The sequence below is a fragment of the Gammaproteobacteria bacterium genome (assembly GCA_016716465.1).
Taxonomy (GTDB): domain Bacteria; phylum Pseudomonadota; class Gammaproteobacteria; order SZUA-140; family SZUA-140; genus JADJWH01.
In genome coordinates, this window is record JADJWH010000001.1 from 499,623 (window position 1) to 513,002 (window position 13,380).

19 protein-coding genes are annotated in these 13,380 nt (G+C 65.6%); 16 read left to right on the forward strand and 3 right to left on the reverse strand.

What is annotated here, in order from left to right; translation table 11 throughout:
* The first annotated feature begins 3 nt into the window (after positions 1 to 3).
* The 4 genes from IPM20_02305 to IPM20_02320 all read left to right on the forward strand — a co-directional run bounded on the left by IPM20_02305 (position 4) and on the right by IPM20_02320 (position 2,714).
* On the forward strand, positions 4 to 648 hold the full coding sequence (locus IPM20_02305; protein MBK9130464.1) for a ParA family protein: 645 nt from the start codon (positions 4 to 6) through the stop codon (positions 646 to 648).
* The gene (locus IPM20_02310; protein ID MBK9130465.1) at positions 629 to 829 is read left to right on the forward strand and encodes a hypothetical protein; all 201 of its coding nucleotides are present in this window, start codon (positions 629 to 631) and stop codon (positions 827 to 829) included. Before IPM20_02305 ends, IPM20_02310 begins: the two co-directional genes overlap by 20 nt.
* 153 nt (positions 830 to 982) lie before the next feature.
* On the forward strand, positions 983 to 1,969 hold the full coding sequence (locus IPM20_02315) for a LysR family transcriptional regulator (GenBank protein MBK9130466.1): 987 nt from the start codon (positions 983 to 985) through the stop codon (positions 1,967 to 1,969).
* Positions 1,970 to 2,081: 112 nt separating this feature from the next.
* A complete protein-coding gene (locus IPM20_02320; GenBank protein MBK9130467.1) occupies positions 2,082 to 2,714 on the forward strand; it encodes a hypothetical protein in 633 nt (210 codons plus the stop codon).
* Between the two features lie 51 nt (positions 2,715 to 2,765).
* On the opposite strand, the gene IPM20_02325 is transcribed toward IPM20_02320, so the two are convergent.
* A complete protein-coding gene (locus IPM20_02325) occupies positions 2,766 to 3,335 on the reverse strand; it encodes an NUDIX hydrolase (protein MBK9130468.1) in 570 nt (189 codons plus the stop codon).
* Positions 3,336 to 3,520: 185 nt separating this feature from the next.
* Between IPM20_02325 and tadA the strand changes: the two genes are divergently transcribed.
* From tadA to IPM20_02340, 3 genes are read left to right on the forward strand one after another with little or no spacing between them, the layout of a single operon-like run.
* Positions 3,521 to 4,030, forward strand: a complete 510-nt coding sequence (gene tadA / locus IPM20_02330) for a tRNA adenosine(34) deaminase TadA (GenBank protein MBK9130469.1) — start codon at positions 3,521 to 3,523, stop codon at positions 4,028 to 4,030.
* Between the two features lie 45 nt (positions 4,031 to 4,075).
* Positions 4,076 to 4,984: a GGDEF domain-containing protein gene (locus IPM20_02335; GenBank protein MBK9130470.1), complete on the forward strand. Its 909-nt coding sequence runs from the start codon at positions 4,076 to 4,078 to the stop codon at positions 4,982 to 4,984.
* Entirely contained in the window at positions 4,981 to 5,250 is a 270-nt protein-coding gene (locus IPM20_02340; protein ID MBK9130471.1) for a DUF2798 domain-containing protein, read from the forward strand. Before IPM20_02335 ends, IPM20_02340 begins: the two co-directional genes overlap by 4 nt.
* A gap of 45 nt (positions 5,251 to 5,295) precedes the next feature.
* Here IPM20_02340 and rnk read toward each other — a convergent pair whose 3' ends face one another.
* Positions 5,296 to 5,706, reverse strand: coding sequence for a nucleoside diphosphate kinase regulator (rnk, locus tag IPM20_02345; protein ID MBK9130472.1), 411 nt, complete (start codon positions 5,704 to 5,706; stop codon positions 5,296 to 5,298).
* 253 nt (positions 5,707 to 5,959) lie between these two features.
* Entirely contained in the window at positions 5,960 to 6,706 is a 747-nt protein-coding gene (locus IPM20_02350) for a hypothetical protein (GenBank protein ID MBK9130473.1), read from the reverse strand.
* A gap of 135 nt (positions 6,707 to 6,841) precedes the next feature.
* Between IPM20_02350 and IPM20_02355 the strand changes: the two genes are divergently transcribed.
* From IPM20_02355 to IPM20_02395, 9 genes are all read left to right on the forward strand, one after another.
* Positions 6,842 to 8,101 (forward strand): TIGR03862 family flavoprotein, encoded by a 1,260-nt coding sequence (locus IPM20_02355; protein ID MBK9130474.1) that lies wholly within the window; start codon positions 6,842 to 6,844, stop codon positions 8,099 to 8,101.
* A 124-nt stretch (positions 8,102 to 8,225) separates the two neighbouring features.
* Positions 8,226 to 8,711: a metallophosphoesterase family protein gene (locus IPM20_02360; GenBank protein ID MBK9130475.1), complete on the forward strand. Its 486-nt coding sequence runs from the start codon at positions 8,226 to 8,228 to the stop codon at positions 8,709 to 8,711.
* Between the two features lie 127 nt (positions 8,712 to 8,838).
* On the forward strand, positions 8,839 to 9,036 hold the full coding sequence (locus IPM20_02365; protein ID MBK9130476.1) for a hypothetical protein: 198 nt from the start codon (positions 8,839 to 8,841) through the stop codon (positions 9,034 to 9,036).
* Positions 9,037 to 9,107: 71 nt separating this feature from the next.
* Positions 9,108 to 9,821 carry a DUF4412 domain-containing protein gene (locus tag IPM20_02370; GenBank protein MBK9130477.1) on the forward strand — a complete coding sequence of 238 codons (714 nt, stop codon included), beginning with the start codon at positions 9,108 to 9,110 and terminating at the stop codon, positions 9,819 to 9,821.
* Positions 9,822 to 9,832: 11 nt separating this feature from the next.
* Entirely contained in the window at positions 9,833 to 10,738 is a 906-nt protein-coding gene (locus IPM20_02375; GenBank protein ID MBK9130478.1) for a hypothetical protein, read from the forward strand.
* Positions 10,739 to 10,955: 217 nt separating this feature from the next.
* Positions 10,956 to 11,309 carry a rhodanese-like domain-containing protein gene (locus IPM20_02380; GenBank protein MBK9130479.1) on the forward strand — a complete coding sequence of 118 codons (354 nt, stop codon included), beginning with the start codon at positions 10,956 to 10,958 and terminating at the stop codon, positions 11,307 to 11,309.
* Between the two features lie 129 nt (positions 11,310 to 11,438).
* Entirely contained in the window at positions 11,439 to 12,098 is a 660-nt protein-coding gene (locus IPM20_02385) for a glutathione S-transferase family protein (GenBank protein ID MBK9130480.1), read from the forward strand.
* An 80-nt stretch (positions 12,099 to 12,178) separates the two neighbouring features.
* On the forward strand, positions 12,179 to 12,613 hold the full coding sequence (locus tag IPM20_02390) for a hypothetical protein (GenBank protein MBK9130481.1): 435 nt from the start codon (positions 12,179 to 12,181) through the stop codon (positions 12,611 to 12,613).
* On the forward strand, positions 12,613 to 13,362 hold the full coding sequence (locus tag IPM20_02395) for a DUF2238 domain-containing protein (protein ID MBK9130482.1): 750 nt from the start codon (positions 12,613 to 12,615) through the stop codon (positions 13,360 to 13,362). The genes IPM20_02390 and IPM20_02395 overlap by 1 nt, the downstream gene beginning before the upstream one ends.
* The last annotated feature ends 18 nt before the right edge of the window (positions 13,363 to 13,380 follow it).

The following is a 13,380-nucleotide window of genomic DNA, read 5'->3' on the forward strand; positions in this document are numbered from 1 at the left end:
GCCATGACCGTCATCGCGCTGGCGAGCAGTAAGGGCGGGGTCGGAAAGACCACCCTCACCATGAATCTCGCGGCCGGCCTGTCGCGCCGGGACAGCACGGTGGTCGTCGACGCGGACCCGCAGCAGTCGTCGGGGCAGTGGAGTCTGGTAGCGGAGGAGGGTGTGCTCGGCTTCGACGTCGCGGCCGCGGATGGCGGGACGGCTGAAGTCATTGCCGGGGCGGGGCATGGGTACCGCTATGTGCTGGTCGATTGTCCGCCTTCGTTCGCGGCTCCCCAGACACAGGAAGTCCTGCGCCAGGCGGACCTGTTGCTGATACCGATGCAGCCGTCCCCCCTGGACCTGTGGTCGGGTGCGAATGTAGTAGAATGGGTGTCTCTTGCCAAACGGGCCAATCCGCGACTTTCGGCCTGGGTGGTGCTGAATCAGGTGGAACCCAATACGCGTCTCTGGAAGGACGTCAAGGAAGCCCTGGAGGAACTGGGGCTGCCTTCCCTCAGGACGACGGTGCGCCGCAGGGCGGCGTTCAGGAACGCCGCGCTCACGGGTACCACCGTGTATGCGATCGGTAGCCGCGGAACCCCCGCGGTTGAGGAAATCGAGGCCGTGATTACGGAGGTGTTGAGCCATGACAGAGAAGGACGCTAGCGCGAACGACAACAAGCCGAAGAACCCGCTTGTCGAGGGGATGCGCAGGAGCAAGGGCGCCGGCGCCGGCCCTGGACAAGTCGTGCAGCGCGGACAAGGAATCCGTGAAATATCCCGTCCGGATATCTCCCGTACAGGCGAAGACAGCTACCAGTTGGGCGGATTACGCTGGCCGGACTGACGCCAGCCGCGCCGGGAGATTCCTTTTATATAGGCGGTTTTTGACAATTTGGCGGTTATTAAGGCACCCAGCACAAGGATCGCCGTGAAGACACTGAAAGGTACGGGTAGAGAGGAGCCGGCCGGCGGCCACTCCAGTACATCGGAATTTCTGATTCGTCACGCGACCTTGCGCCAGCTCCAGGTGTTCGAGGCCATTGTCCGTCTCGGCAGTTTCACCAAGGCGGCGGAGGAACTCTTTCTCACGCAGCCGACCGTGAGCCTGCAGATGAAGAAGCTCACCGATTCCGTCGGTCTCACGCTGCTCGAGCCGATCGGCCGCCACACGCGCGCCACCGAGGCGGGACAGGAACTCTACCAGGCCTGCCGCACCATATTCTTCGCCCTGGGCAATATCGAGACCAAGTTCGCCGACCTCAAGGGCTTGCGCGCCGGCAAGGTCCGGCTCGGGGTCATCACCACCGCCAAATACTTCGCACCCGAGATGCTGGGCGAATTTTGCAATGAGTATCCGGGAGTCGATATCAGCCTCAAGGTCTCCAATCGCGAGCGCATACTCGAGCGTATCCTGACCCACGAGGACGACCTCTATGTGCTCGGTGAACCGCCGCCGGGCGAGATGGACCTCCTGAGCTATCCGTTCGCGCCGAATCCGCTCGTGGTGATGGCATCACGCAATCATCCCCTGGTGAGCCAGAAAAACATCCCCTTCGAGCGGATCGCCGAGGAGCCGTTCATCCTGCGCGAACCCGGTTCGGGCACCCGTGAAACCATCGTCAAGTATTTCGAGTCGCACGGTCTGCAGCCGAAGGTGCGGCTCGAGCTCGGCAGCAACGAGGCGATCAAGCACGCGGTCGTGGGCGGGCTCGGGCTGGCAATACAATCGCTGCACGTGTTGACGTTGGAAGGCGTGAAGGGGCCGGTGGCGCTGCTCGACGTGAAGGGCTTTCCGATCCAGCGCCAGTGGTACCTCGTCCATCCGCGCAACAAGGAGTTGTCGGTGGTGGCGAAGGCGTTTCTGGAGTTTGCGCTGGCCAAGGGGCCGAAAGTCGCCAGCTTCATGCATGATCTGTTGCAGCAGGCGGGGTTCAGCTATCCGGAAGCCCCGCTCTGGAAAAAACCCCGCAAATCGAAGCGCTGACCATGTGCCTGTGTTGCACGGTGGCCTGCCAGTGGAAGCGGCGATCGGTGGACCGCGTGTCCCGTACGCGGGCTCGGCTCGGCCCCCGGCCTGCTGAAGGCGGGGTGCGTTCATGATCCAGCTGCGTACCTACGTCTTCATCGATTCCCTGCAGCCGCAGCTTGCCGAATATCTCGGCACTGTTTCCCAGGGCTTTCTGCCCATACCGGGCGACGCCTGTCTGTGGCTCGAAGTGTCGCCCGGCATGGCGATCCATCGGCTGACCGACGTCGCGCTCAAGTCCGCTCAGGTTCGTCTGGTGCAGCAGGTGGTGGAGCGCGCCTTCGGCGCCATGCTGATCCATCACCGCAGCCAGAGCGATGTGCTGGAGGCGGGTCACAGCGCGCTGAGTCGGCTGCGGACCAGCGAGGATGCGCGGCAGAAATGCCGCATCGCCTGGGCCGAGGTCATCCGCGCCATCACGCCCGATCACGCCGTCGTGATCAACCGTCAGGATCGGCGCGGCTCGATGATCCTGCCCGGACAGAGCATGTTCATCCTCGAGACCGAGCCAGCGGGCTATGTGGTCTATGCCGCGAACGAGGCGGAAAAGGCCGCCAGGATCACCCTGGTCGACGTCAAGGCGGTGGGCGCCTTCGGGCGCCTGACGCTGGCGGGCAAGGAAGCGGATATCGACGAGGCGGCGCACGCGGCGATCCATGCCCTCAACAGCCTTTCCGGCGTGACGACGACGCCCTCGACCTAGCATGGATTGAGCCGGGTCCCGGCCGGTTTGCCTGGACGAAGCGAAATTCGCTCAGGCCAGGCTGCGCGGCGCCCGCTGCCAGACCCGCGTCTTCTGCACCATCCGATACATCGAGCGCATATTGTTCAGCCAGGTGACCTGGTGCAGCGGCACCCATGCCACCGCATGCGATTCGTCGTTTCCGGGCAGGTACAGCCGATCGTCCAGTTCGACCAGGAAACGGATGTCATAATGCCAATGACGGGGTTCATTCGCCGTCTCGTGCACGAGGTGGACATCGAGGTCGAAGATCTCCCCGCTGAGCAGACGGACCGCCGCCCGATCCGCGCCCGATTCCTCGGCCGTTTCGTTCAGGGCCACGTCTATGATGTCGTGATTGTTGTCGGCGTGACCGCCCGGCTGCAGCCACAGCTTGACCTTGCGGTGATGGAGCAGGAAGACATGGCTGCGGGCGGGATTGACCACCCAGGCGGAGCCGGAGACGTGGCCGTGGCGCAGACCGCGGTCGAAGCAATGCTCGTGCGCCAGTACGAACAGGCGGGTCCTGGCGACCATCGCCGCCTCGTCCATGAAGCGGGTACGGTAGTCGCGGAGCAATGTCAAGAGCTGATGTCGGTGCATGGCCCAGGCGGGATCGGGGTGTCCCGATTATTGTATTCGTCCGGGACCGGGGCGTGGATTGGTATTGTCGAAGCCATCCATAGTGTTTTATAAATGAGTGTTCGACCAATGACCGCCAGTACGATCAGTCATGCCGTAGCGTCCTGCGCAAGGGCGGAGCCGGGGAGACGTGCACGAGGAGCCTCATGACCGACTCTCCTGACCCCCGCGCCACCCCGTGCACGGATGAAGACTGGATGCGTCATGCCCTGGTTCTTGCCCGGCGGGCGCGGGCGGCGGGTGAGGTGCCGGTCGGGGCGGTGCTGGTGAAGGGCGGCGCGATCATCGGCGAGGGCTGGAACCATCCGATCTCCGGACATGATCCCACCGCGCACGCGGAGATCGGCGCGCTGCGCGCCGGCGCGGCGGCGCTGGGCAACTACCGCTTGGTCGATACCACGCTGTACGTGACGCTGGAACCCTGCGTGATGTGCGCGGGCGCGATCGTCCATGCGCGGGTCAAACGGTTGGTGTTCGGCGCGAGCGATCCCAAGACCGGCGCGGCCGGCAGCGTGTTCGATGTCTTTGCCTCGGGCAGGGTCAACCATGTGGTCGAGGTCGAGGGCGGCCTGCTGGCCGGGGAGTGCGGGCGCCTGTTGACGGATTTCTTCCGGCAGCGGCGAGAAACCAACGAATCCAGATCGATAGAGAAATGAGACATGCGTAGCGATACGACTGATCGGCGAATCTCAGATGATGAGATGAAACGGCATGCCCTCCACGTGGTGGACAATATCCCGGCGATGGTGGCGTACTGGGATGAGAATGAAGAGTGCGTATTCGTGAACGGCGCCTACCATGAATGGTTCGGCAAGACGCGCGACGAACTGATCGGCAGCCGCCTGCAGCAACTGCTCGGTCCATTGTACGAAATGAACCTGCCGTATATACGGGCTGCCTACCGGGGCGAGGTGCAGGTGTTCGAGCGGGACATCCCGACGCCGGGCGGCGCCGTGCGGAGCAGCATCGCCACGTATACCCCGGACCTCGCCGGCGATTCGGTGCGCGGTATCATTGTGCATGTCGCGGATGTGACGCCGCTCAAGGTGCTGGAACGGGAATTGCGCGCCGCGAAGGCAAAGGCGGAACGGCTCGCCACGCACGACTTTCTGACCGGTCTGCCCAATCGCGCGCTGCTGATGGACCGGATCGACCACGCGATCGCGGTCGCCAGGCGCAAGAATGAGGCTGTCGCGATCCTCAGCATCGATCTGGACGACTTCAAGCGTATCAACGATACCTACGGTCATGTCGAGGGCGATCGGGTACTGGTCGAGATCGCCGCTCGGCTGCGATCGGCGGTGCGCGAATCCGATACCCTGGCGCGACTGGGCGGGGACGAGTTTCTGGCCCTGTCGGTGGAGATCACTTCGCATGAACTGATCGTGCGGGTCGTGGAACGGCTGCTTCAGGCGGTCCGCCAGCCGATCGAATTCGAGGGCGAGTCGTATGCCCCGGCGATCAGCATCGGGATCGCGCTGTATCCACAGAACGGGATGGACGCGGCGGAGTTGATCGACAACTCGGATCGCGCCCTGTATGTGGCCAAAAAACAGGGTAAGAACCGTCATGCGTTCAGCGACCGGCCCGCTTCCGGCAGTGTCGCATGAATGCCCGCCCCGATACCCCGGCGCCGGTTCGCCGCAGACGTATCCCGGCGCGTTACGCCGGTATCGTCATGCCGTTGCTGCTGTCCATCTTCATGAGCGGCATCGTCTCCTTCGTCAGCACCCTGCACGGCATGGGTATGACCCATGGGTTGCTGCACACCTGGCTGGGGGCATGGGGCTGGTCGTGGATGATCGCCTTTCCAACCGTGCTGGTGGTGCTGCCGGCGGTCCGGCGGCTGACCCACCTGATCGTCGAGGCGCCCTGAGGGCCCGGGAGGAAACTGGGTGTCCCCGTTTCCTCCCGACATTTCTCACCGGTGATATTCGCCCATGGCCTCCGGCTGTCGCACGATCTCCAGTACGCGCAGCCGGGTCTCGCGGCCGCCAGGGATGCGCCAGGTGATCGCCTGGCCGACCGAGAGCCCGAGCAAGGCGCTGCCGACCGGGGCCAGCACGGACACCGTGCCGGGACCGTTGGCGCCCCGCGGGTAGACCAGCGTGAGTTCATGGTCCAGGCGGGAGGTCTCGTCGCGGAAGCGAACGACCGTATTCATCGTGACGACCTCAGGCGGGATCTCCACGGGATCGACGATGCTCGCCCGGTCGAGTTCGCCCTGCAGGGCCGCGCTGCCCGCGGGGTGACTGCAGGATTCGCAGTCGAGCAGACGCTCCAGGCGTTGCAGGTCCAGGCTGGATACGATGATGGGGGGCCGATTTTCCATGAATGCGTCCTCGTGAATAAGGGTGAAAAGATCTCTCCGCGCCACGGTCGCTGCCGAGGCGCATTGCGCGTAAGCGGCGGTGTGGGGACTAGGCGCGTGCCAGGTGTCGCGCCGGCACGGAGGATGTTCCGCGTGTCGGCGACAGGGTGATGATCAAAAGATTGAGTGAGTTCATTGCGTTCACGGTCTGATTGTATCGGAAGCCGCCGTGAAGGGGAAACTTCGGAGAAAACCCTGGAAGTTGCGCGGTTCCCTACGGGTGCAGGAAGCGATGACTGGGTAGTATGCGGCACAACCGCCCGGTATCGACGCGTTTTCCGTACTCGCCCGGGCGGCTTTCCGGCAGCGTGAAATCGGGAGGGATTCGACCGTCGTGCCGGAAGCGCGCCGCCAGTTCGCGCCAGGACACGGGTTGACCGTCGGCGACATTGATGCGTTCGCCGGGTCGCGGGTGCGCCAGCAGTTCGGCGATCACCGCGACGATGTCGTCGACGTGGATCAGGTTGACCAGCTTCGCGCCATCCTTGATGAGACCCTTCCGCAGCCAGCCGACGGGGTCGCGCCCGGGCCCGAAGATGCCGGCCAGCCGCAGCACCGTGGCGCCGCGTTCGCGCAGCCATTCCTCGCCCTGCACGCGCGGCTGATTCAGGTCCAGCGGCGACGCTTCGGTCACGCTCACAGGCGGTGAGTCCGCGGCATCGGGCACCCGATAGGCCGAGGTGCTGCCGAGCACGATGAGGCCGGCGGCATCCTGCAGCCGCGCGGCGGAGAAGGCCTGCACGAGGGCGGGCGGCTCGGCCGGGAAGGTCCACACCACCATGCGGTTCGCGAGTGGCGGGTTGTTCCAGCTGACGGGATCACGCAGATCAAATGCCAGGGCCGGCGGCATCGCCTGACGGCGTGTCGCGGCCGCGGCGGGAAAGCGCCGCAGCAGGGCCTGGCCGACGTAGCCCGCGCCGAGGATGGTGAGCGCCGTGTTTTTCTGTGGCGTCGAATTCATCATGCCGTCCATTAATACGTGCCCGCGCGAAAAAGCGCAATCGCCGCCCTGCGGATCCGCTGCATCACCGGTCCCGAGCGCGTGCTGCGCGGGATATGGTAGTCTGCGCCATCAGTGTCCCCCGTGAGCGAACCCATGCCTGCCGTATCCGTATCTTCCCCAGCCCCGGTCGCGGTGATCGGTGGCGGACCCGCCGGGCTGATGGCGGCGGAGGTCCTGGGCGCGGGCGGCGTGCGCGTCGAACTGTTCGACGCCATGCCCTCGGTGGGACGGAAGTTCCTGCTCGCCGGCAAGGGCGGGTTGAACCTGACCCATGCCGAGGAACGGGGGACGTTCCTCGGACGTTACGGCGCGCGGCGCGCGCGGATCGAACCGCTGCTGGCCGCCTTCGGACCGGAGGCCTTGCGCGCCTGGGCGCATGGGCTCGGTATCGAGACCTTCGTCGGTTCGTCCGGCCGCGTCTTTCCGGCCCGGATGAAGGCGGCGCCGCTGCTGCGCGCCTGGCTGCACCGTCTGCGCGGGGCCGGGACGCGCATCCACGTCCGCCATCGCTGGCGCGGCTGGGACGAGGACGGCGCGCTGGTGTTCGACACGTCGCGCGGCATGCATCGGCTCAAGGCCGATGCCGTGGTACTCGCGCTGGGCGGCGCGAGCTGGCCGCAGCTCGGATCCGACGCGGCCTGGGTGAAACTGCTGCAGGCCCGCGGCGTCGCGGTTGCACCGCTCAGGCCGGCGAACTGCGGCTTCGATGTCGGCTGGAGCGACCACTTCAGAACGCGTTTCGCCGGCCAGCCGCTCAAATCGGTCGGCCTGGCGTTCACCGACGCGGCGGGTGTCACGCAGCGGGGTCGGGGCGAGTTCATCATCACCGCCGGCGGCGTGGAGGGCGGAATGATCTACACGCTGTCCGCGTCGCTACGCGATGCCATCGCGGCGGACGGCGCCGCGTTGATTCACCTTGATCTGGTCCCCGACCGTGAGCCGTCACGGGTGCTTGAGGCGCTCGAACGGCCGCGCGGCGCGAAATCGATGGCGAATCACCTGCGTCGCGCGCTGGGGATCGAAGGCGTGAAGGCGGGGGTGTTGCGCGAGTGTGTCCCGGCGCAGGATTTCGCGGTGCCCGAACGGTTGGCGGCGGCGATCAAGTCGGTACCGCTGCGGCTCGCGGCCGCGCGACCGCTGGCCGAGGCGATCAGCACGGCCGGCGGCGTCGCTTTCGAGGCGCTGGACGCGCACCTGATGATCCGGGAACTGCCCGGTGTGTTCTGCGCCGGCGAGATGCTCGACTGGGAGGCGCCGACGGGCGGTTACCTGCTCACCGCCTGCTTCGCCAGCGGGTATGCCGCCGGACGCGGGGCCCAGGCATGGTTGGCGGCGCGATCGCTGACAGGTTGATAGCCCGGATGCAGCACAGCGGAATCCGTGGGAAAGCGGAGTGTCTCCCCGGATGCCGGCGCTGCGCGCCTGTATCCGGGCTACAGAGTATCGCCGCGGTATTTTCGCGCGAATGGGGAAGAGAATGGCAGCGAAACGAAGCTACACGGTGGGTCTGATCTCCGATACGCACGGACTGCTGCGGCCCGAAGCGGTCGCGGCCCTGCGCGGCAGCGATTACATCGTGCACGCGGGCGATATCGGTTCGCCCGATATCCTGCCTGCGCTGGCCGCGCTCGCGCCGGTCACCGCGATCCGCGGCAATAATGACCGCGAACCCTGGGCGGCCGACCTGGCCGAGACCGGGGTGCTGGCGGTCGGCGATTGCCTGCTGTACGTCCTGCACTCGCTCGCCGGGATCGATCGGGATCCGGCGGCGGCCGGCTTCCGGGTGGTCGTGTCCGGGCATTCGCACCGGCCGGACTGGCGCGAGGCGGGCGGTGTTCTGTACGTGAATCCGGGCAGCGCCGGGCCGCGCCGTTTTACGCTCCCGATCGCGGTCGGCCGCCTGATCGTCGACGGGGACCGGGTCACGCCGCAGCTTATCGAGCTGGAACCGGGGCACGGGTAGGCCGGCAGCGGGCGCGATGTCGGACCCCGGAGACTTGCGCTATCATGCGGCCAGTGAGCGCGGTCACAGGCAAGGGAGACTGACGACGGTGAGATACATCGGGGCCTTGGCGGTTCTCCTTCCCCTCATGTGCGCAGGTTGCACCTACAAGGCCTGGTATCAAGGGCTGCAGGATACGCGTCGCCAGGAATGTTACAGGCTGCCGCACGGCGAGGTGCAGCCCTGCCTCGATGAGGTTGACCACGTCGGCTACGAGCAGTACCGGCGGGAGCGCGAAGAGGCGCAGGATGAGGGGACGGCGACGGAGCAGGCACCGGTACCATGATGCCGGCATGTCCTGACGGCGGAGCGGTGCGTCCATGCGCATGATGCAAATCAACACAGGGGGGACCTTTTATGCGTAACAGAGCTTGGCTGGCGCTGGTGGCCTGGGGGCTGGCGGGAGCGGCGCTGGCAGTGCAGCCGGCACCGGTGGATTACTCCGCCGATGAGATCATGGAAACGGCGGAGATGTCGGTCGAAGGTCCGGCGTATTACTCCGGTGGCAAGGAGCGGCGCGAGATGCTGATTGAGGGCATGCGCCAGATCATGATCACGCGTCCCGACAAGAAGGTGATGTGGACGCTGATGCCGGAACAGCGCATGTACATGGAGATCAAGCTGGGCGACGCCGGTGCCGGCCAGGGCGACCTGTCGGGCTACGAGGTCGAGCAGACGACGGTCGGCCCGGAAGAAGTCAACGGGGTCATGACGACCAAGAGCAAGATCGTCATGACCGGCAGGAAAGGCGACAAGATGGGCGGCTTCTGGTGGACGAGCAATGAAGGCATCGTGGTGAAGATGGACGTGATCGCGATCGACAAGGGCAGCAAGGCGCGCATCAAGAAGGAACTGAAGAACATCAACGTCGGCAGCCAGGATGCGGCGCTGTTCGAGATCCCCGCGGGATACGAGAAGATGAGCATGATGAACATGCTGATGGGCGGCGGCGGGGAGGAGCCGGCGGGCGATGAGTCCGGGTCTGCCGGTGCGGAGGAACAGCAGGCCCCGGCGGATAAGAAGGAGAAGCGCGGCTTCGGCCTGAAGAACATCATCGATATGGTGAAATGAGGGGGCGATCCATGAGGGCAGGTATGAAGGCGCTGGCGTTGCTGGCGTGCGCCGCGAGTCTCGCAGCCGCGATCCCGACGGTGCGGGCGGATGGTTGCGCCACCGAGGACGAGGCGCAAGCCGTGGCGCAGCTGAACAGGGCGGAGGCGCTGGAGCAGGCCGGCAAGCTGCGCGAGGCCTACAACATGGCGACGGCGGTCGACACCATGTGCGCCGATCAGAGGCGCGTCGATGCGCTCAGGCAGCGCGTCGGCAGGACGCTGGGCGGCCAGGAAGAGAAGAAGGGGCAGTTTGCTGCCGCCTTCGACTGGTATGTGCGCGGCGGCCTGACGGCCGAGGCGGACCGGGTAAAGCTGCTGCATGTGAAGTCGAGGCCCGAGGATGTCAGCGTATTCGGCAATGCCTACGACTACTTCAAGCGCCGCGAGGCCGAGCCCACCCTGAAGGAGCTGCGCGCGATGGCGGCACGGAACGCGGACAAGCAGCTGGCCGAGGAGGAGCGTGCCTTCGCCGCCCGCGCGGTGTCGTTCGATGAGCTGGACCGGGCGGGCGACTGGCTGCGCTATCTCGGCGACGACCAGCGGAAGCGGAAGGCGGAGCGCGCCGAGAAGCGCGGCGACACGCTGATCGCGAAAGACGGACTCGGCATGCTGGAAAATGCGATCCGCTATTACGACATTGCGGACAAACCGCAGAAGATGCAGCAGGTCAGGGACAAGGCGATGCGCTTGGGCGACGGTTACGTGAAGACCGGTGAAACGACCACGGCCGCGAACTTCTATCGTCTCGCCGGGGCTGACGCCAAGGCGGCGGCGCTGGAGAAACAGACGGCGCAGGCGAACCAGAAGAAGGAGACCCAGCGCCAGGAGCAGTTCAAGAAAGAGCAGGACGATCTCGAAAAGGAGCTGGGCTTCTAGCCCGTGGCCCATACGAGGGCCGCGTGGGGTCGCGAAAAATACCTTTCAGAACAATCAGTACACACCTCGGTCCCGCCGCGCGGGCGGGAATCGCTGTCTCCGGTTGGCAACACTGGTCCGGACGGGGTAGCATAGACCTCGTAGGTCTCGCATCTTCGTTACCCGTTGCATCGGATCGCAACATCGTTTGGCATCGACCTGGGGGGAGGGTACCAACATGTTTGCACGAATGATGGGTGTCGCAACGATATCGCCCTGGCGCCTGCACCAGAAAATCCAGTGCGGCGCCGTATCCGTGTTCGACGCGACTTCGCCCGGGAGCTGGCTCAACGGCCACGTCCCCGGCGCCGTCAACATCGACCCGGCCGAATATCCGGAACGTCATCTCCCGGAAGACAAGAATTCCTGCGTCGTGTTCTATTGTTCGGGGCCGTGGTCCGGCGCCAGCCCGTATGCCGCGCGCCGCGCCAAGCAGATGGGTTACGTCAACGTCTGTGTGCTGTCCAGCGGCATCTGCGGCTGGCGGGCCGCCGAGCTGCCGCTCGAACAGGGGATTGCAACCGCGTCCTGAAGCGCGGGAACGGTCTTCGTCCCTGCACGTGTGGTGAGGGGCGCGGGAGCGGACGGACAGGTGCCCCGCTGCGGTCCGCCATGATGTCAGTTTTCCCCGGTCCGCGGACCGGATCCGAGTGTGCGCATCATGGCGGCACTGACCCTGATCATCGGCAACAAGAACTACTCCTCATGGTCCCTGCGACCGTGGCTGTTGCTGCGCCAGGCCGGCATCCCGTTCGAGGAGGTGCGAATCCCGCTCTACAGCGAGGACACGCGCGAGCAGATCTCGGCGCTGTCACCCTCCGGGCTGTTGCCGGTGCTGCGGCACGGACAGGTTACGGTGTGGGATTCGCTCGCCATCTGCGAGTACGTGCATGAGCTGTACCCCGACAGGGCGCTGTGGCCGGCGGACCAGACCGCGCGGGCGGTGGCGCGCTCGGCGGCGGCCGAGATGCACGCCGGGTTTCGCGCCCTGCGCCAGCACATGCCGATGAACTGCCGTGGCTATTTCCCCGGCCGCGGCCTCAATCCCGAGACGGGGAAGGACATCGAACGCATCTTCGCCCTGTGGCGGCGCTGCCGCACCGACTACGACGAGGACGGCCCCATGCTGTTCGGCGACTTCTCCATCGCCGACGCGATGTACGCGCCGGTCGCGCTGCGCTTCCAGACCTACGACGTGAAACTCGATCCGGTCTGCGCCGCCTATGCCACGACGCTGCTCGCGCTGCCGGCCATGGTCGAGTGGGTCGAGGCCGCGCGCGGCGAACCGGAACGACTCGCGCAGTTCGAGCCCTACGCCTGAGGTGGGGTCCGGATCGCGTTGCCCGGCGCGGGGCGCCGCGCTATGATCCTGCATCGAACTGACTGACACTGATCATCACCATGTCCGCACGTCGTCCCTTGTTCAGTCTCACTGGCGCCCTGGATCGCGGGCGTTTCGTCGCCGCCATACTGTTCGGGCTCGCCGCGCTGCTGACTCTCGCCCTGATCGCGCTGAACGGGCAAACACGGGGTTCGATGCACGAGACCAGCTTCTGGGGACACCTTGTGCTGATGCTGACCCTGATGCTGTGGTTGATCCCGCTTACGCTGCGCCGCTGCTTCGACCTCGGCTGGTCGGTGCCGAAGGCCTGGCTCGCGGTGATCGGTTCGGCCATCCTGTTTCCGTTCCCGACACTGGTCTTCATGGCGCTTCCCGGCCGCACCGGCGCCGAGGGCGCGGTGGCGCCGCTACCGGGGCTCATGATCGCCGCGGCCCCGGTGGTCGGCGTGGTGATCGCGATGATGGTTTCCGTGGTGCTGTCACGGTTGTCGTGATGACGTCGGCGTGGGCTGCTCCCCATCGCCGCGCACTGCGGGTGTTGACCCTGCTGTTCGCGCTCGAGTGGCTGCTGCTTGCGATCGACCCCAACTATCGCGGCGACTGGCTGCTGGAGAACGTCCTGCCACTCGTCTTCATCGGCCTGCTCTGGCTGACGGTGCGGCGTCTGCCGCTGTCGCGGGTGTCCTACGTCCTGATTTTCATTTTCCTGTTCATTCATGAGATCGGCGCGCACTACACGTATGCCGAGGTGCCCTACGACGCCTGGTTCCGCGCGCTCACTGGCGCCGGATTCAACGACCTGGTCGGCTGGGAGCGCAACAACTTCGATCGCATCGTGCATTTCCTTTATGGGCTTCTGCTGTTCTATCCGATTCGCGAGGTATACTTCCGGGTGGCGGGCGCCGGCGGTTTCTGGAGCTATTTCCTGCCGCTCGATTTCGCGATGTCGACCTCGATGATCTATGAGCTGGTCGAGTGGGGCGCGGCGGAGCTGTTCGGCGGGGAACTCGGCATGGCCTACCTGGGGACCCAGGGCGATGTGTGGGATGCGCACAAGGACATGCTGCTGGCGAGCACCGGCGCCTTCATCGCCATGCTGGTCGTGCTCGCCATCAACCTCTACCTGCAGAAGGATTTTGCGCGGGAATGGTCCGCGAGCCTGAGCGTGAAACATGACCGGCCCCTGGGCGAGGACGAGATCGCGCGCCTGTGGCGACGGAAGCGCGAGACGGATCGTCAATGAACGAGATACCTGGCGGCG

What these genes read in the sequence shown, in the direction of transcription:
- IPM20_02355 (MBK9130474.1), top strand. Translation starts at nt 6,842, where the DNA reads ATGCCTGCCGTATCCGTATCTTCCCCAGCCCCGGTCGCGGTGATCGGT.
- rnk (MBK9130472.1), bottom strand. Translation starts at nt 5,706, where the DNA reads ATGGAAAATCGGCCCCCCATCATCGTATCCAGCCTGGACCTGCAACGC.
- IPM20_02320 (MBK9130467.1), top strand. Translation starts at nt 2,082, where the DNA reads ATGATCCAGCTGCGTACCTACGTCTTCATCGATTCCCTGCAGCCGCAG.
- IPM20_02310 (MBK9130465.1), top strand. Translation starts at nt 629, where the DNA reads ATGACAGAGAAGGACGCTAGCGCGAACGACAACAAGCCGAAGAACCCG.
- IPM20_02385 (MBK9130480.1), top strand. Translation starts at nt 11,439, where the DNA reads ATGGCGGCACTGACCCTGATCATCGGCAACAAGAACTACTCCTCATGG.
- IPM20_02350 (MBK9130473.1), bottom strand. Translation starts at nt 6,706, where the DNA reads ATGAATTCGACGCCACAGAAAAACACGGCGCTCACCATCCTCGGCGCG.
- IPM20_02305 (MBK9130464.1), top strand. Translation starts at nt 4, where the DNA reads ATGACCGTCATCGCGCTGGCGAGCAGTAAGGGCGGGGTCGGAAAGACC.
- IPM20_02335 (MBK9130470.1), top strand. Translation starts at nt 4,076, where the DNA reads ATGAAACGGCATGCCCTCCACGTGGTGGACAATATCCCGGCGATGGTG.
- IPM20_02360 (MBK9130475.1), top strand. Translation starts at nt 8,226, where the DNA reads ATGGCAGCGAAACGAAGCTACACGGTGGGTCTGATCTCCGATACGCAC.
- IPM20_02375 (MBK9130478.1), top strand. Translation starts at nt 9,833, where the DNA reads ATGAGGGCAGGTATGAAGGCGCTGGCGTTGCTGGCGTGCGCCGCGAGT.
- IPM20_02395 (MBK9130482.1), top strand. Translation starts at nt 12,613, where the DNA reads ATGACGTCGGCGTGGGCTGCTCCCCATCGCCGCGCACTGCGGGTGTTG.
- IPM20_02370 (MBK9130477.1), top strand. Translation starts at nt 9,108, where the DNA reads ATGCGTAACAGAGCTTGGCTGGCGCTGGTGGCCTGGGGGCTGGCGGGA.
- tadA (MBK9130469.1), top strand. Translation starts at nt 3,521, where the DNA reads ATGACCGACTCTCCTGACCCCCGCGCCACCCCGTGCACGGATGAAGAC.
- IPM20_02340 (MBK9130471.1), top strand. Translation starts at nt 4,981, where the DNA reads ATGAATGCCCGCCCCGATACCCCGGCGCCGGTTCGCCGCAGACGTATC.
- IPM20_02365 (MBK9130476.1), top strand. Translation starts at nt 8,839, where the DNA reads ATGTGCGCAGGTTGCACCTACAAGGCCTGGTATCAAGGGCTGCAGGAT.
- IPM20_02380 (MBK9130479.1), top strand. Translation starts at nt 10,956, where the DNA reads ATGTTTGCACGAATGATGGGTGTCGCAACGATATCGCCCTGGCGCCTG.
- IPM20_02390 (MBK9130481.1), top strand. Translation starts at nt 12,179, where the DNA reads ATGTCCGCACGTCGTCCCTTGTTCAGTCTCACTGGCGCCCTGGATCGC.
- IPM20_02325 (MBK9130468.1), bottom strand. Translation starts at nt 3,335, where the DNA reads ATGCACCGACATCAGCTCTTGACATTGCTCCGCGACTACCGTACCCGC.